This window comes from Streptomyces viridochromogenes (assembly GCF_001270495.1).
Taxonomy (GTDB): Bacteria; Actinomycetota; Actinomycetes; order Streptomycetales; family Streptomycetaceae; genus Streptomyces; species Streptomyces viridochromogenes_A.
Map to the genome: position 1 here is coordinate 94,676 of NZ_LGUR01000201.1, position 21,652 is coordinate 116,327.

Consider the following 21,652-nt stretch of genomic DNA (forward strand, 5'->3'; position numbering starts at 1 on the left):
GGGTGTCGCTCGCCGTGCCGCCGGTGCAGGCCCTGTCGCCGCACAGCAACGATGCCACCGTGCTGAGCAAGCTGACGGCACGCCGGTCACCGCCGAGTCCGTCGTCAACGCGCTCGACCAGGCGGGCGCCGCCGAGACCAAGCCCCGCGTCCTCAGCGACGTCACCCTCACCGCGAAGGCCGAGGACGCCGACACGGTCACCATCAGCACCAAGGCAGCCGATCCGGTGCTCCCGCTGCGCCTGGCCAGCCCCGTGCAGGGCATCCCCTCAGCCAAGGCGTACGGCAAGGACGGCACCGTCAGCCCGGTCGGCACCGGCACCGGTCCCTTCGAGATCACGAAGCCCACCGGGAAGTCCAAGGCCACGTTCGACCGCTGTGCCTGAGCGGGCGCCGTTGCCGATGGCAGCGGTGATCGCGGTCGGGGTGGCCAGGCCCGCGGTGCAGGGGCAGGCGATGAGCAGCATGGTGATCGCTCGTCGGGCGTCTTCGAGTGAGGACGTACGTGATCCCCGCGAGGGCGAAGGAGACGGGGACGAAGCGACGGGTGAAGGCAGTGGCGACGGTCTGGATCGGGGCCCGGTCGGCCTGTGCCTCCTCGGCCCGGGTGATGATCCGCCCGACGACGGTGTCCTGGCCGACGGAGGTGGCCCGCATGGTCACGGAGCCGTTGGAGATGAGGGTGCCCGCATACACCTCGCTGCCGGACTGTGCGTACACCGGGAGGGCATCGCCGGACTCGGCGGTGCCGTCGACGGGATTGCGGTGGTGTTCGTAGACCGCGACGACGCCGCCGGCCCTGATGCTCCGGTGAGGTCAACCCTCCACCTCCACGCCGTCGCGGACCAGCCAGACCCGCTCCTCGCAGATGGAGAGCGGCTCCCGCCGAGGGTGCGTGCGGCGCCGCGGAACGTAGGTACACGGCGCCGGGCCCGTCTCGACGCCGCGCGCGGGGTGCGGAGCGGCTCGGCAGCCCTTCGGCCGGTCGCCGGTCATGCTGAGGACGGGTGCCGGATTTCACTTCGTGGGCGGGGGACCCCGGCAGGCCCCGTCGGTTGATCCATATCAGGCGCTTCAGGCCCAAGTCGTGGCCTGGGATGACGTCGTTCTCCCAGCCCTGGGCGACATGGATGACCTGTGCCGGGGCGGCATCGATCTCCTTGGACGCGTACTCGAAGGTTTCCGGGAGGGCTGTACGCGCGGGACTTCTCGGCGTCCCGATCAGGCGGTCCTGGGTGTTGGAGAAGATGGCGATCTCGTAGCGGTTCTTGAGGTGGCGCAGCGCCTCGGGAACTCCATGCTGGAGCGCAGCACCTCGTCGCTTGCGCACGACCGGGGGTCGCTCCTCGTTCAGGCGAGGTCATGACGGCCTTCCCGGAGTTGCGCAATGACGTCGCCCAGGGGTACGGCCATGGCCCGCCCGACGTTGATCCAGTCGTCCTTGGCGTGGCCGAGGAGGTAGTCGCGCCGTTCTGGTACGCGCTCCGCGCGCCAGTTCGTGATCAGCGCGCGCAGCGTGAGTCGTGCCAGCGCGGCAATCGGCAGCAGCGGAAGTTCCCAGTCCGCGATGGGGCGTGCCCGTTCGTAGCCGGCGACGAAGGCGCAGGCATCCCGCCAGGGATGATCCGGCGCCCGGCCGAGCAGGTTCGCCAGGGAGACAGCAGGGTCGAAGATCACGGCACTGCGCACGGTGTCACCGAAGTCGATGACGCCGGTGACGAAGTCGTCGCTTTGCGGATCCACCACAACGTTGTAAGGGCTGTAGTCGCCGTGGATCACTTGCGTTTCGAGATCATTCAGCCTCGGGACGATGGCTCTGTCGAAAAGCCGGAAGACCTCCTGAGCCAACTGACGGTGCTCGGTATTCGGTGTGTGCTCGACAAGTCCGGTCAGCTGGTGGAAATGCCGAATGTCCCATACCAGCCCTCGTCGGTCCGCAGGGTGCTCAAATGCTTTCAGCGCCACGTCGACTCGTCCCAGCATCCCGCCCACCTGGGCGAGCTGTTCCGCGGTTGGATTCGTTCGTGCCAGGACCGGACCTTCGACGAAGTCGAACACCCGCAGGACTCGAGTCGTGCCGTCGTTCGTTTTGATGGCCACGCGGTCGTCTCCGCCGACGGTCAGCTTCACCCGCTGGACCGGCAAATCCGGAGCGGCGCCTTGGAGGAAACGCATCACGGCGGTCTGTAGAGCGACAACCATTTCTGCCTCGTCAGGGGGTGAAACCTTCACGAGGTAGTCGTTCGAGTCGGTCCTGAGCCTGAACGTGTCGTCCTTCTCCGTCGCCAGTCGATCGAGGCGTCCGCCGACGTGGTAACGCCTCTCAAGGAGGGCGCTCACCAGCATGACGTCGATGGGCTCGTGAGACGATGCCAGGCCGCTCTCCTCGAAGAGCCGTTGAGCGATTCTCATTGCCGGTGAGTTGTTCATGGTCAGTTCCTTGGCCAGCCTGCTACAGACGGTCCTTCGCGATCTCGGAGAAAGTCTCCAGGAATCGGGTCACATCGGCGGAGGTGAAGGCCAGCGGGGGACGGATCTTCAGAACGTTCGCCGCTTTGCCCGTGCCGCTGATGAGGATCCGACGGTCGCGCATGTCGTTGATGACGTCTTCGGTGCGTGAGCGGTCGGGCTCGAGCGTCTCCCGGTCCTTGACGAGCTCCACACCGACGTAGAGACCGCTGCCGCGCACCTCAGCTACGTAAGGGGAATCCTTCGTGATCTCCTGGAGCCCTGCGCGCAGAGCCGTACCGTTCTCGAGAGCGCGCTGCTGCACGTTCTCGTTCTCGAAGACATCCAGGACTGCGGCGCCGGCGGCCACAGGGATCGAGCTGCCGGCAAAGGTGTTGAAGTAGCGAACGTTCTGTCCGAACCCCTCGCAGACCTCGGGTCGGAAAACCACACCGGAGATCGGCAATCCGTTGCCCATCGGCTTACCCATGGTGACGATGTCCGGCAGCACAGCGTGGCGGGTGAAGCCCCACATCGTATCCCCGAGCCGGGCGAATCCCGACTGCACCTCGTCCGCGATGTAGACACCGCCGGCCGCGTGCACCTCCTCCACGACGGCCCTCATGTAACCGACCGGGTCCGTGAAGATTCCATCGCTGGAGTAGGCGCAGTCGGTGATCAGCGCCGCGAGCCGGTAACCGTGGCGCTCAAGGTCGTCGATCGCGCCGCGCACCTGGTTGCGCATGTGCTCGGCGAGCGTGGATCCGGGCGCGACGAGGCGCGGGTCAGGAGGATCGATGAGCCGGACGTTCGGTCCCAGTGGTGATCCTGTGCCCAGAGTCGGCGAGAAGCTCGCCACCTCACGAGTGAGGCCGTGGTAGGCCCAGCGGGTCACGATGATGCCCTCACCGCCGGTGTGGAACCTCGCCACCCGCACCGCGAGGTCGTTGGCCTCCGACCCGCTGCACGCGAGACTCAGCTTCGACAACTCCTCGGGAAAGGTCGCGAGGAGCCGCTCCGCATAGTCGACCAGCGACTCCTGGACGTAGCGGGTGTTGGTGTTGACTGCAGTCATCTGGCGGGAGACGGCCGCGGCCACGTGCGGGTGGGCGTGCCCGACGCACGGAACGTTGTTGTACGCGTCGAGGTAGTCGTAGCCGTCGCGGTCGATCAGGTGGGCCCCGTGACCGGAGACGAACTCGACCGGCTCCTTGTAGATGAGCGTGTAACCAGGACCGAGCACCTTGTTGCGGCGTCGGATGGTCTCCTGGAGGTGCTCGGGGAGTTCGCTCAGGCCGCCCGGGTCGAACCGGTTGGGGTAGTGGGCGAGGGCTCGACTCAGCGTCGAAGTCATCGTGGGCACACCTTTCGGCCTGGTTCCGTCGGAGTTGCTCGCTGCTGTGGCTGAGACCCTACCCATTTTTAGTTCCAGTTCCAACCTGAAACAAGAAACTGACGGGAGCTGCACGGTGCTCCGCGAGCCGGTGCGGCGCTCCCTGAGGTCTCCTCGCGGTCACGTCGACCCATGGCCTCACTCGAACCCCGTAAGGCCGGGCTCCGTAGGCTCGTGCGCCGCCGGCATCGTTCGTCGGCGTATACGGTGCCGCCGGTCCCCTGGTTCGTTGGGCTTTTCGTCGGCGCCCGGTCCCGCCCTTCGACCGGATCATTGCCGCGTTCGTCAGGAAATTCGATCTATAGGGCCTCAATCCAAGACCTTGATCCATCGGCCGACCGGCGCGACGCTGGGTCCCTGGTTACCGGCCAGGGGTAGGACGACCGGCGAGAGACGTTCCTGTCTCTTCGCTGGCCGCGGCCCCTGGAAGCTTCGACGACGGGCGCGACATCATCGCGCCTGCCCGTGGCAAAGCACCCCGAGTTCCTGCGGCTCAGGCGGTCCGACTTGCCGGCGTCAAGGCGCTGACCGTGAGCGTCAGCTCGGCGACATGCGGTCAAGTCGCTCTGTGAGCGTAGTGGGTCCAACGCTGTCAAGGTCGTCGGGGTCGTCCACAAGCGGCTGACCGTAAAGGGGGTGCACCGTCCGATCGATGTTCGCTGCTCATGGTCAGTTGGTCGTCGACCCTCAGCTTCAGGCCTGAGCCCCCAGGCGGTGGCTCCGTCCTGGAGGCCCTGGTGACCCCCCTTAGGTGTGCATGACCGTTGATCGTCGCGTCCAAACCGGGCCCGGCTCGCTCGGTGTATCGGGCTCGCTATGGTCATGAGGTGACCAGCAACCCCACATCGCGCGACTACAACAAGGCCTCGGTCCTTGATGTAGTCCTGACCCGGGCGCCCTTGACGCGGAACGAGCTCATCAAGCTCACGGGCTTGAGCAAGGCCACGGTGTCCCGAGCCGTAGAGGAGCTTCGGGCGGATGGCTTCGTCATCGACGGCGGAGTGGATGAGGTTGTCGGCCGCGGCCGCCGGTCCACCTATCTGGACGTGCCCGGCACGACCGGGCACGTCGTGGGTATCAGCTTCGGCGCGCAGACCACCTGCGTCCTCGTGACCGATCTGAGGGGCCGCGAGGTCCACCACGTGACGGTTCCCACCGAGGACCACGACGAGGTCAGGGCCGGCGCCGAGTGGCTGGTCGGCTTGATTGCGAAGGCCGGCGAATCCGCACAGGGACCACTGCGCCAGGTCGTCGCCGCGGTGCCAGGCCGGGTCCGGAACGGCAAGGAGATCTTCGGCCCGGCGGAGTCGATGAAAATCTTCACTGGCTCTGATCTTCAGCGAGCCATTGAAGACCTGATCAATGCTCCCGTGCTCCTCGACAGTGACGCCAATGCGTCCTTGCTCGGGATCCTCACCAACGACGCCACCGTCAGGAACGCCGCGCTCTTCAGCCTCAGCACCAACCTGAACTTCGCCAGCTGCACAGATCACGAGCTCGCCCGCGGGCGGACGCCTACCTTCGGGGACATTGGTGTGCTCTCCTCCGGGGTTGACGATGAGATCCTCGATGAGCTGCTGAGCACAAGAGGTCTTCTTCGCTTTGCTCGTGGGCGCGGACTCGACCTGGAACGCATCGAAGACCTCTGGCTGGAAACGCACGAGGAGATGGCGCACGCCGAGGTGTTGGAAGCGTTCACCACGGCAATCGCGGCTGCTGTCAGCGTCGTCGCCGTGATGCTGGACCCTGAATCGGTCTATTTCGTGGGTCGATTGCGCCCGCTTGTCGAAGAAGTGCTTCCGGAGGTGCGCAGGCGACTGGACCAGAGCCTTCCGGCGGTCCCAGAGATCAAGGCGGTGACGCAGGTGATCGGCCTGTCGACGGCAGAAGGAGCGGTGTACGCGTGCCTGACCATGGCTCAGGGCCGGCTACGAGACGCTGTGCTCGGGGCGCGTCGCCAGAGCCAACCTACAGAGCGATCGGCACCAGCCTTCTGACTCGGCCACCAAACCAACCCACGCTTCATGTTGAAACGAGGTTCCCCCGCTGCGCTGGGGTGGCTGTTCGTGGTGACGACTCTGCCTGTGCCGACCCTGGCCGCCCGGTCCGTGCACACCCCCAGGGCTGCAGGCGTCGGCGGCCCGACGTCGGGTGAAAGGGCGCCGTTCTGACAACTGCCGAGGAAGACCAGCGGGCTCCAGGGAGTACGAGTCGATCTGTCACTGGGGGTGGCCAAGGAGTGAAAGCTGGTCCGGCATCAGGTTTGACAGGACCCGCGCGAGCCCTCCCTGATCGACGTCGACACCCACCTGAAGTAGCGGCCGATGAGCGTCATGTCGGCCGGTACGGAGGCCCGTCCGTCCCGGTGGCGCGCGGGCCTCGGCCGCCTCGCCGCCGGGGCCGCGCTGCTGACGGCCGTGGCCATGCACGCATCCCCGAGGTCGTCATTTGCGAGATCCTCAGCGGTGACTTCGACATCGTGGTGCGCCTGGAGGCGGCCTCTCTGGAACGCGTACGGGGTATCTGGGAGGACATCGCCCAGATACCCGGTGTACGGGAGCCGGGGTGAGCAGCGCATCGGCAGGTACTCGCCGGTTAGCCGTTCAGTGCCAGGGGTTCGCGCTCGGTGCGGAAGGCGGTCATTGGACCACGTCAGTGATGTGGTTGACGCAGACGACCTTGGGCTGGGTCATCTCCTCGAAGGCGAAGCGCACGCCCTCGCGGCCCATGCTGCCGTACTTGAATCCGCCGAACGGCATGGCGTCGAAGCGGTAGTCGGAGGAGTCGTTGATCATGACGCCGCCTGCTTCCAGCAGCCGGGCCGCGGTCAGGGCGCGGTCCAGGCGGGAGGTGAAGATGCCGGCGTGGAGGCTGTAGTCGATGGCGTTGGCCTGCTCGATGGCGTCCTCGAAGGACGTGAACGGCTGCAGCATGACGACGGGGGCGAACACCTCTTCCTGCCAGATCGAGCAGGCGGCCGGGACGTCTTCCAGGACGGTCGGCGTGTACAGGGAACCGGTGGCGTGGTTGCCGCACAGCAGTACCGCGCCGTCGGCCACCGCGGTGTCGACTTTGGCCCGGGTGGCGGCCGCGGCCTGCTGGGTGATCATGGGGCCGACGTCGGTGCGCTCGTCCGGCCGTACGGTCAACCGCATGGCCGGCGCGTACCGAGGTGAGGCCAAGACCGACGCTCGCGACGCTTATCGGACTTCACCGGAGGGGCCCGCACCAGCGCGAAGCCGTGCACGAGTGCCCGCTCGACGACCGTCGCGGCCACCTCCATGGAGAAGTCGAGCTGGGACGGACCGCCCGCGACGGCGAACGGAATCGACGACGCGAGCGCGATCGCCCTGGCCTGCCCCCTGCGCAGCCGCTGCGCGCGGAGGTCGGGCCGGTAGCCCAGCTCGGCCGCGATCCGCTTCACCCGCTCCCGGGTGCGCAGATCGACCTTCCCCAGCCCGTTGAGGGCGTGCAAGATGGTCGTACGGGACACGGAAGCGGCCCTGACAGGGGGTCGATGGCGGGCACCTCGGTATTTTCCTCCATCGACGGGGCCGGGGGACACCCGTTCGGGGGCAAGCACGTGGGGTCCCGCCCGGCGGACGGGTAGTCGACGGCACATGCCCCTTAGATTCGGTGCGTCGGCTGACGGCCACGCCGCGCATCACGGCCACTGGTTCGCTCGGCTCCATCGGCGGGTGCTCACCTCGTGGATCGGGCTCGCCTGGAACCGGGGGCGCGAGATGGAGCTGATGCACCGTGCCATGGGGTTCGCGGCGCTGAGCTTCCTCACGCTGCTGCCGTTGTTGGTCGTCGTCGCGGCGGCCGACCTCGCGAGAGGTCAGGGCTTCGCCAGGTGGCTGGTCCAGGGCCTAGGTGTGTCGGCGGTGTCGCAGGAGGAGGTCGAGCGGATGTTCGGCCGGCCGGGGCAGGCGCTGCAGCGCACCACGGCGCTCGGCCTCGCCGCGCTGGCCGCGTTCGGTGTGACCTTCGGCTCGGCCGTACAGACCGGGTACGAGCGAGTGTGGGACCTGCCGACGGCGCGCTGGCACACGATGTGGCGCCATGTCGTCTGGCTGGCCGTACTGACCGGCTCCCTGCTGCTGTTCTTCGCCGCACCCACCCCCGATGAGTCGTCCGCCCTGAAGACGGTGCTGGTCGCCGGGGTCGATGTGGTCGGTGCGTTCGTCTTCTTCTGGTGGTCGCAACGGCTGCTGCTCTGCGGCCGCATTCGTTGGCGGGCGCTCGCGCCCGGGGCTGCCGCGACGGCCCTGGGGCTCCTCGGGCTGCGGGTCTTCTCCCAGCACATCTTCTCGCCGTTGATCGCGTCGAACACGGTGACCTACGGCCCGTTCGGGACCGTTCTGGTTCTGCAGTCCTGGCTGGTCGGCGTGGGTTTCGTGGTGTATGGAGGGGCTCTGGTCGGCCGGCTCTTCCACGAGTATCTGGAGCGGCGCCGACTCACCGTGCAAGCGGCCACACAGCCGCCGCTGTCATGAACGGAAGCCCTGCGGAATGCTGGTCACTACTGCTGTCATCCGCCGGACCCCTCGCGGGGCGCCCGCGGCAGGGGAGTCGTGCCGTTCGTCACGCGGTTGATGCCACCCGAAAGTAAGACGAACCTCTGGTTCCGCATGGTGCCGGAACGGACGTACATCGGATTGGTCCATGACGCGGCGGCGTCTCCCGCGGTCGGCGAGCGCGCACGACCTCCTGCGCATGTGCCGTCGGTGGGGTGACGGGCGGCCGGACCTACCTCTCGGCCAACTCCATGCAGTGGCAGGTGGAGGGCCGTCCCCGTACGGCGTCCCCGACCGCCTGCTCACCTGCCGCAAACGCAAGGGCCCGACCGCCCCGTGCTCTGGCGGGAGATCGACCGCCCCGAGCAGGAGGTGATCGGCATCCAGTACGCGGGCTACGTCCCCGAGCCGCACTCGCTGATCGTGTGCAACGCCGATCACTGGCTGTGGGAGGCGACCGGTGCCCACGAGGGCGACGAGATCGAAGGGCTCGTCGCTGACGAGGTCGACCGCTTCTTCCCACGCACCGGGCTTCCCCAGCATCAGTTGCGCGTCCTGCTCGCGCACTCCCCGTACACCGGTCCTGAGGGCGTCGCGCGTCATCAGGAGACCTCGCTCTACCGCGGCCCTTCGGGCGCCTGGGTGTTCGCCTCCGGTACCTTCGCCTGCTCCCCGGCCATCGAGCGCCCGGCCCACGTCGACTCCCGCATCCAGTGGGCCACGGCCAAGCTCTGGATCGCATCTGTAAACGCACCTGACGCCGTGGCCCACGCGAAGTTCACCGTCGCGTCAGCGAAGACTTTGGCGACACTGCGTAATCGTGCCTAGACGCAATCGGGCTCAGGAGAGCGCGTCCCAAAGCAGGTCGGCCAGCACCGAGTCAGCACGCCACCAACCCGTGCTGGTTCCGTGCTGGCTTCGAGGGCCGAAATCATAGAAAACCGCACGTCCTAGCCCCGATTGAATGAGTTGTCGTACCACTCGATGGTCGTGCCTATGAGGCTGGCGGCGACGATGCGACGGAGGTTCGCGGGTGGTGGGGGAGCGGTGGTTCCGGAGGCCATGTGCGCCACTTCCTTGTGTGCGGTGGGGACGGGTACGTGTTGGCACACCGTAGAAACGTGCAGGTCAGGCGCACATGTGGTGGGGCGACATAGTTCGGGCTGTGGTTATGCGTGGGGCCACCATGCCCGCTCGCGGCGCGGCAGCTGAGCGGCTTGGAGAGGGGCGAGATAGTGCTGTCCGGGAAGCGTAGTTGGGCGTGATTTGACGGTGGCGTGCTGACTCCCGTGCTGGTTTGGTGCTGACTAAATTCCCACGTCATCACCCGTGTTCGTCTCTCCCGTGCTGACTTGGTGCTGACTACGCTCCGTAGAACTCGGGCATCAGGGTCAGATCGGGCCCAGAGCTGCGCTGCGGCAGGCGGCCCGAACGAAGGCCAAGCCAGTCGATGCGACTCGGTCTCCGGGCGGGTGAGCAGGGGGCCGGGACTGGGTGCGGGGCGTGGGTGTCCCAGCAGGTTCTTGGTCTGCTGGTGGCACACGGGTTGCACGCCATCTGAGCTGTGTAAACGGAGATCGTCGGCACCTGTCGTGGACTGTTGGCCCGGGTATGGTCCCCGGATCCTGGTCATCCGGACCGGGGGCAGTCCAGGTGGCACGGTGCATGGGAATTCCGCATGACCTGGCACCAGACTGCCGATCTCGACGCATGCGGCTCCCGGGGGCACGGTCCCGAGTGACTACTCCAGGGCCGACGACACGGGGGTGTGGACAGGAGTGGTTCCCGGACGATTTGTCGGCGAGCTGGACGCTGTTGGACGGTGGCTGGATGTTCGTGGACGACAAGATCGGAGCGACGAGGCTCGGCGAGCGGCGCAGGCTCGGTGTTCTGCGCGAAGCGCGAGGGCCGCACCCGGAGTGGGTGCGGCCCTCGCGATGACGGGAATGCGGTTGCTACGTCACTGGTGGTGCGGTGACGTCAGGTAGTGCTGTCGTAGGAGCTCCTTTCCGTAGTCGTTGCCGGCCGGGCCTGATGGTGTAGCCCATCCTGCGCAGCGTGCGGATCATCGGAGGTCGGCCCTTGTCGATCTTCCTGCGCAGGTTGGAGATGTACGCCTCCACGAGGTTTCCACTGGCATCGAAGGAACTGCTCCAGACGAGGTCGAGGATCTGGGCCCTGCTGAGCACTTGGCGCGGGTGGCTCATCAGCAGCCACAGCAGGTCGAACTCCTTGGCGGTCAGTTCGATGGGCGTCCCGTCGGAGTGTGCTTCTCGCGTTTTCTCTACCAGGCCCAGATCCCCGACGGTCAGGACGGACTTGTCGGTCTTCGCGTCCTCGACGCCGGCCCGGCGCAGTAGGCCGCGTAGCCGCAGCACGACCTCTTCCAACGAGAACGGCTTCGTCACGTAGTCGTCCGCTCCCGCGCAGAGGCCGTCGATTCGGTGCTCCAGTGCGTCCCGGGCGGTGAGCATGAGAACGGGCAGGTGGGGATTCTCGTAGCGCAGACGCCGGAGCACCTGCACGCCCTCCAGGCCGGGCAGCATTCCGTCCAGGACGACGGCGTGCGGTGCGCAGGCGCGTGCGGTGCGCAGGCGCTCTCCCCGTCGGCCGCCGAGTAGGGCCGCCAGCCCGCCTCGCTGACGGCCACAGACAGCGTCTCGACGAGCCCGGGCTCGTCATCGACGATCAGCACGCGGATCAGGTCCTCGTGACTTCTGGAAGCGGCAGACATGTTTCGATCCTGTCGGGGTCGTCTCCCGATCGGTCCGAGCCGCCACGACTCAGGGCGCAGCCCTGCTCGCAACCCGGACGGTGGCCCTCACCAGACACGGTCTCTTGCACTTACGCTCTGCGCTCGCAGGCGTGTTGATCATCCGAAGCATCGCCCCTGGTCACCGCCACCCCACTCGTGCCGGCTGCGGCGGGCATTGCGCACGGGCTGTCCAGATCGACGGCCGTGGACTGGGCACAGCTGTACGTCCCGCTATTGCCGGTCTTTCCGCTGCTCACGGTTGGTCTCCTGCGCCCATGGGCCCCGACTCGGCCTCGCGAACTTCGCCACCGTGATGGCCCGGGCGGGTACTTTCGTGCACACGGCCTTCTGCACCGGTCTCGACGCAGTCGCCGACATCGCGGCCGGAACCGCGGTCGAGCACGCCGACGAGACAGCGAGCCTCGGGCCAATCAAGCGCCCTCACTACGACACGGGTGAGGCGCCAGGGCAGGCCGGTGCCTCCGCCCTCATCGGCGCCGTCGCGGCCACGGCGGTCACGCTTCTCCCGAAGTGCGGCACCAGACACCTTCCCGGCACGGCAGTGTTCCTCGCGGCCGGCTGGTCCTTCGGTCGACAGCCACATCCTCTGGCCACGCGGCGTGTGCTGAACGTCTGCAACCTCGACCGGTGTCAGCCGTGGTCCCCCTGGGCGGAGACGGTGTGTCCCGTCTCGGCGGCGGAACGGTCAGGCTGATCGGCGGGGGCAACGGTCACCGTGGCTCCGAGGCCGGTGGTCGCCAGGAACCCGCTGCCGATGATGCTCAGGGGACTCGGTGCCGCGGGCTTGCGGTTGTCGCGTTGGCTGGGCCTACTCATGTCCGACTCCTCGTATCCTGCGACCGCCACGCCGGGCTGGTGGTGAGAGGCCAGGCTCGCCGGTTCAACAGGCCGAGTGAAGCTGGATGGTCATCGTGTCAACCTCTCGTAAGAATTGGGCCGGACCTTCCCGCCTCAGCTACGTCCAGCCGAACGTGCAGGTGTGCACCGCGCACTGGACCGGGGGTAAAGGGCCGTTGGTCTTGTCCGATCAGAGGAAGACGGGAATTCTCCGGTGACCGTGGTTGCGTCAGGGCCGCCCGCGACGGCAAGGATGTCGTGCACCTGGCTGAGTCCTGGCCGTGTTCGTCGCTGCGAGAGCCTCCTGGCGTGAGCGTCGTAGTGAGATCGAACCCTGTCGCAGCCGCTCGCCGTCGTGAGGTGCTGTCTCGCTCCGGGGGGGCCGTCAAACAGCACCCCCGAAGTCATCGGTCGGTGCGGTGAGTTCTTACGAGAAGCTGACGTGGCGACACAAATCCTCCGTCGCGGCAGTCCCACGGGCAACTCTGGTTCCTGGACAAAGGGATCGACGGATGCGTCGAGAGCAGCAGGGGCCGCAAGCGAAGGGACCAAGCACCCTCGACGGTCCGTGCCGAGGCGTGCGGAGCACCCCGAGTCGCGGACGCCCGGCCTTGCACGACGACCGACTGGCCCTTCGTCGACAACAGGCCCCACGGCGGGGCCGACAGGCAGGACATCGCTTCCTTCTGGCGCGACTCGCCTCGTGAAGTGGTGTTCCACCCAGAAGAGTTCGGAGGAAAACCATGCGGCGCAACACGCGCAAACGATCGAAGACCACGGGCGGTAAGGTCCTTGCCGCCGTCACGGCTGTCACACTCGGAGCAGGCGGGCTGGTGATCGTGAACGTGTACGCCTCGGCCCACGAGACGTCAGGCGGCAACACCGTCAAACGGTCGTCTCAGGGTGGGACCGGCCAAGCCGCGGCCTCGGAGGCGTTCACCATTGAATGCCCCGACGTCGGTGGCCGGCTGCAGCAGGTGCCGGACCAGGCCAGGGGGGAGGTCGACAAGCAACTTGCTTTGCTGGACAGCCAGATTTCGGAGGCCTATCAGAGGCTGCAGAGTTCGACCCGGGCCATACAGCAGGACAGCAACTTCGCCAACAACGCGATCATGGGGCCCCTGAAGGACAAACGGGTCGCGACGATCGACCGAATCTCTATTGCCATCGGCAGGGTGGGGAACAGGCCGCAGGGCCTTGAGTCAATGGCCGCCTGTACGCTGCGCGCTTCCGGCAACCAGAGCGACGTCGGCAACAACCAGGACGGCAGCCAGGGGCAGGGCCAGGAGAACGGTCAGGGAGAAGGACAGGGCAACGGTCAGGGGCAGTCCGCCGGTGGCGGACAGGCAGGCAACGGGCCTGTCGCCGCCGACTTCGTCGACATCACCGCGGTCCAACCCAACGTGACAGCATCCCGAGCGTCGCAGGAGGCCTCGCGGGGGACCTTCACGACCCAGTGCGGGGTGAACGAGAACCAGCTGTACAACAGCGACAACGTCATCGTCGCGCCCGGTGTGGACAACGGTGCTCATCACACGCATGACTACGTCGGCAACCAGGCGAACGACGCGTTCGCCGACAACGACGACTTCGCGGGCGGCGAGACGACATGCCAGAACCGGGGTGACAGGTCGTCCTACTACTGGCCGGTCCTCCGGCTGCAGGACGGCACCGAGGAATTCGACGCCGAGCAACAGGGCGGCGGCGCCGAGGGCAATGCCGGCAAGATCCTCACCGCATCCGAGGTGACCCTGGAGTACGTGGGCAACGCGAGCGGCAAGGTCGTGGCCATGCCCAAGTTCCTGCGGATCATCACCGGTGATGCCAAGGCGTTCACCAATGGCACCGCGAACGCCAACGCGGCGTGGAGCTGCACCGGCTTCGAGGACCGCCAGCTGACGGACAAGTACCCGGTCTGTCCCCAGGGCAGCAGCTTGGTCCGGACGTCCAAGTTCCAGAGCTGCTGGGACGGCCAGAACGTCGACAGCGCCAACCACCGCGCCCACGTCGCCTTCGCCGATCCGAACACGGGCGCCTGTCCGAGTGGCTTCAAGGCCATTCCGCAGCTCGTACAGCGTCTGGTCTACGACGTGGACGCACCCAGCCTGAACGACAACGGCCAGTCCAGCCCGTTCTACGCGGTGGACGGCTTCCCGGAGCAGATGCACAAACCGATCACGGACCACGGTGACTTCGTCAACGTCTTTGACGAGCAGCTGATGAACGAGATGGTCCAGTGCATCAACACCGGCCGCCAGTGCCAGTGATGTCACCACATTCAGCTCTTGTCAGGGCCCTCGGCGACCGCAGGTAAACGTCCACGACTGAGACCGAGACGCGTCGGCGACGGGTGTACGAAACCCGTCGCCCGGCGAGTTGCTTCAGTCAGATGCTTGGCCGGGGTCATGCCCGGCAGTTGGTCGCGCCGCAGCGCCCGGCCTCGGCCTATGCGGCGGGGTTGAGGGCGAAGGGAAGGATTGCGTCGGCCATCGCGCCGAGCCGGTGCCCCGGCGGATGATCTGCAGCAGGCGCTGTCCCTCATCGCGGTCGATCTCGCGGATCCGCACTGGCTCTGCCACCGGCACAGTCTTTCGGGAGGAGGAGGCGTCCGGGTGCAGAACGGGCGAGGTGCCTGCGGGTGCGGTGTCAGGCCAACATCTCCCGGAGCCAGGCCCTTTCGGCGTGGCTGGTGGCGCGGGCGATGGTGAGCATGCCGCGCCGGTAGGGGTCGTCGGTGTCGTCGGCGCCCAGTAGGCGGTCACCGTCGTGAAAGAAGCTCGCGGGCTGTTCCAGGAAATCAAGTCGCCGACGCAGTACCGCGTGCTGGTCAGCGGTGTCGGGCAGGTGAGACAGGAAAGCCAGGACCGTGAAGTATCGGGTGCTGTCACTGACGTCCAGGCCGTTGGCATCCCGCAGTCGGCGCAGCAGCTCGCAGTGGCCGGCATTGGTCAGGCTCAGGGTGTGCCGCTGAGCGGCCGAGGAGCCCGGTTCGGTCCGCCGGTCGAGCAATCCGGCGCTGACCAGCCGGTTGATCGCCGGGTAGAGGCTGCCGTCGCTGACCGGTCGGGCATGGCCAGACAAGTGCTCTATCCGGTGGCGCAGTTGATAGCCGTGAAGCGATCCCTCGGCCAGGAATCCCAGGATCGCGAGTTCGAGCATGCTGCTACTCTCGCACATCGAAACGAGGTACCTCGAATCGAGGCAGGAGTCCGGATGACATACACCGAGGAATGGGTGATCACACGGGCGCGCAACGCATACGAGCGTGGCCGGGCATCGTTCGACATACGGCCTGAACGGGCGGCACTGCTGGTGATCGACATGCAAGACGAATTCGTCCGGCCCGGCTGGAGTCCCTACTGGGTGCCCGCAGCCACCCGGATGGCGCCCCGGTTGCACCGACTGGTCGAAGAATGCCGGGCGACCTCCGTCCCGGTGATCTGGACCATCTTCGACGACACCCATCTCGGACTGGACCGGCCGCACGCCTTGCGGTTCCTCCCGCATGCCGACACCGACTGGCGCCGACCGGGCCCTGCCGAGGTGTGGGCCCCGATGGGCCGCCGCCCCGACGAGGCCGTCATCCGCAAGCCCTCCTACGGGGCGTTCTACGACACCCCGCTCGATACGATGCTGCGTAACCTTGGCCGCGACACGGTCATCGTCACGGGAACGCTCACCAACTACTGCTGCGGCACCACGGCCCGGCAGGCATACGAACGTGGCTACAAGGTCGTCTTCGGCTCCGATGTCACGGCAACCGACGACGAGTCCCGGCAAGAACCTGAACTCGCAGTCCTGCGCAAGGGTTTCGCCCTCGTGCTGAGCGCAGAAGAGATCACCAACCGACTGACCTCAGCCACCCCGGCATGAGAGGACGAACAGCGGGCGAACTATGCCTGATGCGGCACTAGGCGCTGTGAGACCGGGTTCTGCGAACGAGTCCGGGATCGGCGGAGGTTTGGCGGCCCGCTCTTGATCTTGCTCGCGCAAAGGACCGTTTGTGAGAGTAACCGCGTGTGTCAGTCTCCGAAGTCGGCTGCGCAGATGACTGGAGTCAGGTGCACTGAGCACCGCCTCCGATCGTGGGCCGCCGGCCCCTGTCGGCTGCTCAGTCAGGTGGGGCGGCTCGGTCGATGACCCGATATCCCACGCCGGGTTTGGTGGCGATGACCGGAGGGTCGCCGAGTTTGCGGCGCAGGCGGCTGATGGTCACCGTGACCGTGTTGGTGAACGGGTCGGCGTGCTCGTCCCAGACCTGTTCGAGGAGGCCTTCCGCGCTGAGGAAGGCGGGGCTCGCGTTCAGGAGGGCTTCGAGTACCGCGAATTCCTTGACAGAGAGGTCGAGTTGGCGGCCGTCGCGGCTGGCGGTGCGGCGCATCGGGTCGAGTTCGATGCCCGCCGCGCTCAGGGTGCGGGACCGGGCGGCGGGGCGACGGCGGTCCAGGGCGCGGATGCGCAGGACGAGTTCGGGAAAGTGGAAGGGCTTGGCGAGGTAGTCGTCAGCACCCAGGGTCAGGCCGCTGACGCGGTCGCCGGGTGAGTCGGCGGCGGTCAGCATCAGGACCATCACGCGGTCGTCCCGCTCCGTGATCATCTGGCAGAGAGTGTCGCCGTGGATGCCTGGCAGGTCGCGGTCGAGCACGACGACGCCGTACGCGTTGACGTCCAGCTTGGCCGCGGCGTCGAGCCCGTCGTGGGCCACGTCTACGGCCATGCCCTGGTCGCGCAGTCCCTCGGCGATGACTTCGGCGAGAGGGCGGGCGTCCTCGACCACCAGGACTCTCAACGCGCCACGCCCGTCTCTGAGTTGGGGGCTTCCGCCGTCACCCTGCCGTCCGCACGGGGGAGGGTGATGGTCACGCGCAGGCCGCCCTCGGGGCGGGCGCGCAGGTCCAGGGTGCCGTGGTGGGCCTGGGTGATGGCCGCGACGATGGAGAGGCCGAGGCCGCTGCCCTGGCCGGTGCCGGTCCGGTCGGCGCCAAGGCGGCGGAAGGGTTGCGCGAGGTCCGCCACTCGCCACTGGTCAAGGACCGGCCCGCTGGACTCGACGACGAGGGACACTGCGCCCGCGTCGTCTCTTTCGGCCCGTACCGCGACACTGATCCAGCCCCCCGGGCCGTTGTGCGCGATCGCGTTGTCGACCACGTTGTCGGCCACGCGGCGCAGCAGCGTCTGGCTGCCCCACACCCACGCGGAGTCGTCGATCCGGTTTTCGCGCACGGTCAGGCCCTTGGCCGTGATGTCCTTTGCCCGTCCGGTCAGGGCGGTCAGCGCGAGTTGGCCGAGGGCGAGGCGCACCGAGTCGGTGAACTCGCCGTGCTGGGTGCGAGCCAGGACGAGGAAACTCTCCAGCAGCCGGTCCACCTGGTCGAGTTCGGCGCGCATCCGGGCGGCCAGCGTGGCCGTGGTCTCGGGTACCGGCCCCGGCTTGGCGAGGGCCACGTCAAGGGAGGCCCGCATCGTGGTGAGCGGGGTGCGCAGCTCGTGGGAGGCGTTGGCGACGAAGAGTCGCTGGGCGTCGAAGGAGCCCTCCAGACGGCCGAGGAGGTCGTCGATGGTGTCGGCGAGGTCCTTCACCTCGTCGCCGGGGCCGCCGATGGCCAGGCGTTCGTGCAGGCTGTCGGCGGTGATCCGGCGGGTGGCCGCTGCCATCACGCGCAGCGGGCGCAGCACCCGGCCGGCGACGAACCAGCCGAGGCCGACCGAGATCACCGCCATGACGCCGAGGGCGATGGCGGAGCCGATCAGGATCTGCCGGGACTGGGTGTCGTGCGCCTGGGTCAGCTGCTGCTCCAGCTCGTCGATGCGGCCCTGGGCCTGTGCCGCCGTGGCGGGCTGATCGGTGCCGCCATCGGGGGCGGTCTGGCTGGAGCGCGATCCGCCGGATGCCACCACGGCCGCGATGGCGAGCAGCGCCGTTCCCGACAGCAGGAACAGAGTCACGTACAAGGCGGTGAAGCGGGTGCGGGCAGTGCCACGGCGCAGGCCGAGCCGGGCAGTCAGGCCCGCGAGCCGTCGGGGCGGACCCCATTTCATCCGCATGCTCCCCTCTCGCCACCGCATCAGGACACGTACCAGGCCAGGCTAAGCCGAGGCGCCTAACAGCGAGATGACAGTGACCGTTCGACCCCTGTAACTCGCTCCGTCACAGGGTGGGGGCCATGAGCGATGAGAGTACGAAGGCGACGATCGAGGTCATTGGTCTGCGTAAACGCTTCGGGCCGCAGCTGGCCCTGGACGGTATGACGTTCACCGTGCGGCCCGGACGGGTGACCGGCTTCGTCGGCCCGAACGGCGCGGGCAAGTCCACCACCATGCGCGTGATCCTGGGCCTTGACGCGGCGGAGGAGGGAAAGGCCCTGGTCGACGGGGTGCCGTACCGCACTCTGCATTGCCCGCTTCGGCATCTAGGGGCGCTGCTCGACGCCTCCGCGCTGCAGCCGAGCCGCACCGCCCGTAACCACCTGCTGTGGCTGGCCCACTCACAGGGCTTGTCGGCCCGGCGGGTGGACGAGGTCATAGAACAGGCCGGCCTGGGCACGGCGGCCCGGCGCAAGACCGGCGGCTTCTCGCTGGGCATGCGCCAGCGCCTGGGGATCGCGGCGGCGCTGCTGGGGGACCCGCCGGTGGTCATGCTGGACGAGCCGTTCAACGGCCTGGACCCTGACGGCATCGTGTGGATGCGCGGCTTCCTGTCGTCGCTGGCCCGGCAGGGCCGCGCCGTCCTGGTCTCCAGTCACCTGATGAGCGAACTCGAAGACACCGCGGACCATCTTGTGGTGATCGGCCGCGGCCGGGTCGTCGCGGACACCAGCGTGTCCGAGCTGCTCGCCGAGGCGGCCGGCGGCCGGGTCACCCTCCGTACCTCCGCGCCTCCGCGCGCCGCCCAGGTCCTGCACGGTGCGGGCGCCACCGTTCTCGCCACCGGCCCCGACACCCTCGGCGTCACGGGCCTGCCCGACGAGGAGATCGTGGCCCTGCTCGCCCGGAACGGGGTGCCGTTCTCCCAGGTGTCCGCGCACCGGGCGACGCTCGAAGAGGCGTACATGGAGCTCACCCGGGACGCGGTGGAGTACCGGGGCATCCCGGCGGGGGAGGCTACGCGATGACGGCCACCGTCACCCCTCGCCCCTCGGCCACGAGACGCGCTGAGCAGAGTGGGTTCCTCAGGACGCTGCACGCCGAGTGGACGAAGTTCCGTACGGTACGTGGCTGGGTCCTCGCCATGGCGGGGGCGCTCCTGGTGACGATCGTGGTCGGCCTGCTCGGCACGGCCGCCCCCGCCCCCGGCGGTCACGGCGCCGACGCCGCCTCGTACCCGAAGGGCCCCGGCGGCGAGGCCGTCAACGACAGTTTCTACTTCGTCCACAAGACGCTCACCGGCGACGGCACCCTCACCGTTCCCCTGCGGTCGCTGACTGGTGTGGCCGACACCGGGACCGGCCAGACGGCCCAGGGCGCCCAGTCCTGGGCGAAGGCTGGGATCATCGTGAAGGAAAGCCTCACCCAGGGAGCCCCGTACGCGGCGGTCATGGCCACCGGCGGCCACGGTGTGCGCATGCAGTACGACTACACGCACGACACGGCGGGCCCTTCCGGCAAGGTCACCCAGGAGTCCCCGCGGTGGCTGCGCCTGGTCCGCTTCGGCGACATCCTCACCGGTTCCTCCTCCACCGACGGCTCCCACTGGAGCGAGGTCGGCCATGCGAAGCTGCCGAGGCTTGCGCGCACCGTGCAGGCCGGGCTCTTCGCCACGTCACCGCAGGGGAAGCAGGACACCGCGGCGGGCACGGGCTTCAGCCCCGCCGTGGCCACGGGCACCTTCGGCCGCCCCGTCCTCACCGGTGGCTGGTCCCAGAGCGCGTGGAGCGGCACACAGATGGGCGGTGACGCGGGCACCTCCGGCAGCTACACGAACACCACCAAGGGCGGCTTCACCCAGACCGACGGCGGCGGGTTCACCGTGACCGGGGCCGGTGACATCGCACCGGTCGTCGGCGGGCCCGTCATGGGCGTCGGCTTCTCCGTCGAGAACTTCCTCGTCGGCACCTTCGCCGGGCTGATCGTGGTGATCGCCGTGGGCACGGTGTTCATCACCGGCGAGTACCGGCGCGGTCTGCTGCGTACGACCATGGCGGCAACTCCCCTGCGGGGCCGGGTGCTTGGTGCCAAGGCGCTGGTGGCCGGGGGCTTCGCGTTCGCCATCGGCCTGGTGGCCGCCGCGATCACCATTCCCATCGGGGAAAGCAGCGCGCGCGGCAGGGGCTTCCGTGTCTTCCCCGTCACGTCGGCGACCGAAGTGCGCGTCGTGGTCGGCACCGGCCTGCTCTGCGCAGCCGCCGCCGTGCTCGCTCTCGGCGTCGGTGCCCTGCTGCAGCGCAGCGGCACAGCGGTCGCCCTGGTCATCGCGTCGATCGTGCTGCCCTTCCTGCTCGCCACCTCCGGCGTACTGCCCCCGCGCGTCTCGGAGTGGCTGCTGCGGGTGACCCCGGCTGCGGGCTTCGCCATCCAGCAGACCCTGCCGCAGTACGCGCAGGTGCTCAGCGTGTACGAGCCGTCGACCGGCTACTACCCGCTGGCGCCATGGGCCGGCCTCGCCGTGCTGTGCGGATACGCTGCGCTCGCCTTCGGTCTGGCCGTGCTGCGGCTGCGCGGGAGGGACGTATGAGTCTCCTGAGAAGTGCACGACTCACGAGCACGGCTGACGGCGCGTGGCGAGGGGGCTTCGGCCGCGCCCTGCGCGCGGAGTGGACGAAGCTGCGCACCGCAGGGGACATGGGCAGGTTGCTCCTGCTCGCCGTCGCGCTGACCGTGGCCGTCGGCTGCGGCACCGCCAAGGCCGTGAAGTGCCCGGATACAGGGTGCGGCCAGGACGCCGTCAAGCTCGCCCTGACCGGCGTCACCGTCGGGCAGGCGGTCATCGCCGTCTTAGCGGTGCTGGCCGTCAGCAGCGAGTACGGCACCGGGATGATCCGCACCACGCTCACGGCGGTGCCGAACCGGCCCACCGTCCTCACCGCCAAGGCGACGGTCCTCGCCACGGCCGTCCTGATCTCCGGGACGGCTGCCGTCCTCGCCTCGCTCCTTGCCGGCCGCTACATCCTGCCCGGCAACGGATTCACCGAGGCCCACGGCTATGCCCCGCTGTCCCTGGCCGACGGCTCGACCCTGCGCGCGGCCGTGGGTTCCGTCCTCTACCTCGTCCTGATCGCCCTGATCGGTCTCGGCGTGGCGACGGCGGTGCGGGAGGCGGCGACCGCCATCGGGGTCGTGCTCGGGCTGCTCTATCTCTTCCCGGTCGTCACCCAGGTGGTCAACGACCCGGAGTGGCAGCGGCACCTCCAGCAGATCTCGCCCATGACCGCCGGACTCGCGGTCCAAGCCACCGTCCATCTGCACGAGCTGCCCATCGGCCCATGGGCTGGCCTGGGCGTGCTCGCCATGTGGGCCGCGGCCGCGCTGCTAGTCGGTAGCCTGCTGCTGCACAGGCGCGACGCGTAGCCGAATCGAGCCGACCACGAGCGCGGCGGCCTCGGGCCGCTCCCCGGCCCGGCGCCACACCCGGTCAACGATCCAGCCGACCGGGAGCGACGCCGGGCGGGCGGGCCTTCAGGTTGCCGGCCCGGACCCACCGTCCGCCGCCGATCGGGCGGCTTCCGCCTCGGGCAGGGTGCGG

Annotated in this window: 16 protein-coding genes and 4 pseudogenes; 10 read left to right on the top strand and 10 right to left on the bottom strand. The window is 68.2% G+C overall.

The genetic code is table 11. From position 1 onward, the window contains the following. Nucleotides 1-133 precede the first annotated feature (133 nt). Nucleotides 134-385: pseudogene (locus ADK36_RS50335) on the top strand (ABC transporter substrate-binding protein); the annotation flags it as partial. Here the strand turns inward: ADK36_RS50335 and ADK36_RS50340 are convergent. The 3 genes from ADK36_RS50340 to ADK36_RS23310 form a co-directional block, all read right to left on the bottom strand. Then, a complete protein-coding gene (locus tag ADK36_RS50340; protein ID WP_338060789.1) occupies nt 336-719 on the bottom strand; it encodes a hypothetical protein in 384 nt (127 codons plus the stop codon). The pseudogene ADK36_RS50335 and the gene ADK36_RS50340 sit on opposite strands and share 50 nt — an antisense overlap. A gap of 630 nt (nt 720-1,349) precedes the next feature. Then, a complete protein-coding gene (locus ADK36_RS23305; protein WP_234329838.1) occupies nt 1,350-2,429 on the bottom strand; it encodes a phosphotransferase in 1,080 nt (359 codons plus the stop codon). A gap of 22 nt (nt 2,430-2,451) precedes the next feature. Continuing rightward, nucleotides 2,452-3,801, bottom strand: coding sequence for an aspartate aminotransferase family protein (locus ADK36_RS23310; protein WP_053198863.1), 1,350 nt, complete (start codon nt 3,799-3,801; stop codon nt 2,452-2,454). A gap of 866 nt (nt 3,802-4,667) precedes the next feature. Here ADK36_RS23310 and ADK36_RS23315 point away from each other — a divergent pair. Together ADK36_RS23315 and ADK36_RS48095 are read left to right on the top strand one after the other, a co-directional pair. After that, on the top strand, nt 4,668-5,837 hold the full coding sequence (locus tag ADK36_RS23315) for an ROK family transcriptional regulator (protein ID WP_053198866.1): 1,170 nt from the start codon (nt 4,668-4,670) through the stop codon (nt 5,835-5,837). 368 nt (nt 5,838-6,205) lie between these two features. Next, a complete protein-coding gene (locus ADK36_RS48095) occupies nt 6,206-6,409 on the top strand; it encodes an Lrp/AsnC ligand binding domain-containing protein (protein ID WP_234329839.1) in 204 nt (67 codons plus the stop codon). Between the two features lie 70 nt (nt 6,410-6,479). Here the strand turns inward: ADK36_RS48095 and ADK36_RS23325 are convergent, their stop codons facing one another. Together ADK36_RS23325 and ADK36_RS23330 are read right to left on the bottom strand one after the other, a co-directional pair. Further along, nucleotides 6,480-6,995, bottom strand: a complete 516-nt coding sequence (locus ADK36_RS23325) for an aldehyde dehydrogenase family protein (protein WP_048585922.1) — start codon at nt 6,993-6,995, stop codon at nt 6,480-6,482. Nucleotides 6,996-7,045: 50 nt separating this feature from the next. Beyond that, nucleotides 7,046-7,462, bottom strand: a pseudogene (locus ADK36_RS23330) (LacI family DNA-binding transcriptional regulator); the annotation flags it as partial. On the opposite strand from ADK36_RS23330, the gene ADK36_RS23335 reads away from it, so the two are divergent. Then, nucleotides 7,461-8,339 (top strand): YhjD/YihY/BrkB family envelope integrity protein, encoded by an 879-nt coding sequence (locus tag ADK36_RS23335; protein WP_053198870.1) that lies wholly within the window; start codon nt 7,461-7,463, stop codon nt 8,337-8,339. The pseudogene ADK36_RS23330 and the gene ADK36_RS23335 sit on opposite strands and share 2 nt — an antisense overlap. Nucleotides 8,340-8,593: 254 nt before the next feature. Further along, nucleotides 8,594-9,118, top strand: a pseudogene (locus ADK36_RS23340) (N,N-dimethylformamidase beta subunit family domain-containing protein); the annotation flags it as partial. Nucleotides 9,119-10,315: 1,197 nt separating this feature from the next. Here ADK36_RS23340 and ADK36_RS23345 read toward each other — a convergent pair. Then, nucleotides 10,316-11,094 (bottom strand): annotated as a pseudogene (locus ADK36_RS23345) (response regulator transcription factor). A gap of 672 nt (nt 11,095-11,766) precedes the next feature. Continuing rightward, entirely contained in the window at nt 11,767-11,952 is a 186-nt protein-coding gene (locus tag ADK36_RS48935) for a hypothetical protein (RefSeq protein WP_159029304.1), read from the bottom strand. 764 nt (nt 11,953-12,716) lie between these two features. On the opposite strand from ADK36_RS48935, the gene ADK36_RS23355 reads away from it, so the two are divergent. Continuing rightward, a complete protein-coding gene (locus ADK36_RS23355) occupies nt 12,717-14,240 on the top strand; it encodes a DUF1996 domain-containing protein (RefSeq protein WP_048585919.1) in 1,524 nt (507 codons plus the stop codon). A 379-nt stretch (nt 14,241-14,619) separates the two neighbouring features. On the opposite strand, the gene ADK36_RS23360 is transcribed toward ADK36_RS23355, so the two are convergent. Then, nucleotides 14,620-15,132, bottom strand: a complete 513-nt coding sequence (locus ADK36_RS23360) for a PadR family transcriptional regulator (RefSeq protein ID WP_048585918.1) — start codon at nt 15,130-15,132, stop codon at nt 14,620-14,622. Between the two features lie 54 nt (nt 15,133-15,186). Between ADK36_RS23360 and ADK36_RS23365 the strand changes: the two genes are divergently transcribed. Next, nucleotides 15,187-15,846 (top strand): cysteine hydrolase family protein, encoded by a 660-nt coding sequence (locus ADK36_RS23365; protein WP_048585917.1) that lies wholly within the window; start codon nt 15,187-15,189, stop codon nt 15,844-15,846. A gap of 238 nt (nt 15,847-16,084) precedes the next feature. Here ADK36_RS23365 and ADK36_RS23370 read toward each other — a convergent pair whose 3' ends face one another. Together ADK36_RS23370 and ADK36_RS23375 are read right to left on the bottom strand one after the other, a co-directional pair. Beyond that, a complete protein-coding gene (locus ADK36_RS23370; protein ID WP_199830231.1) occupies nt 16,085-16,762 on the bottom strand; it encodes a response regulator transcription factor in 678 nt (225 codons plus the stop codon). After that, a complete protein-coding gene (locus ADK36_RS23375; RefSeq protein WP_234329840.1) occupies nt 16,759-18,012 on the bottom strand; it encodes a sensor histidine kinase in 1,254 nt (417 codons plus the stop codon). The genes ADK36_RS23370 and ADK36_RS23375 overlap by 4 nt, the downstream gene beginning before the upstream one ends. A 125-nt stretch (nt 18,013-18,137) precedes the next feature. On the opposite strand from ADK36_RS23375, the gene ADK36_RS23380 reads away from it, so the two are divergent. From ADK36_RS23380 to ADK36_RS23390, 3 genes are read left to right on the top strand one after another with little or no spacing between them, the layout of a single operon-like run. Beyond that, nucleotides 18,138-19,085 carry an ATP-binding cassette domain-containing protein gene (locus ADK36_RS23380; RefSeq protein WP_053198874.1) on the top strand — a complete coding sequence of 316 codons (948 nt, stop codon included), beginning with the start codon at nt 18,138-18,140 and terminating at the stop codon, nt 19,083-19,085. Next, entirely contained in the window at nt 19,082-20,644 is a 1,563-nt protein-coding gene (locus ADK36_RS23385; protein ID WP_053198876.1) for an ABC transporter permease subunit, read from the top strand. The genes ADK36_RS23380 and ADK36_RS23385 overlap by 4 nt, the downstream gene beginning before the upstream one ends. Continuing rightward, a complete protein-coding gene (locus ADK36_RS23390) occupies nt 20,641-21,477 on the top strand; it encodes an ABC transporter permease subunit (RefSeq protein ID WP_107086905.1) in 837 nt (278 codons plus the stop codon). The genes ADK36_RS23385 and ADK36_RS23390 overlap by 4 nt, the downstream gene beginning before the upstream one ends. Nucleotides 21,478-21,652 lie beyond the last annotated feature (175 nt).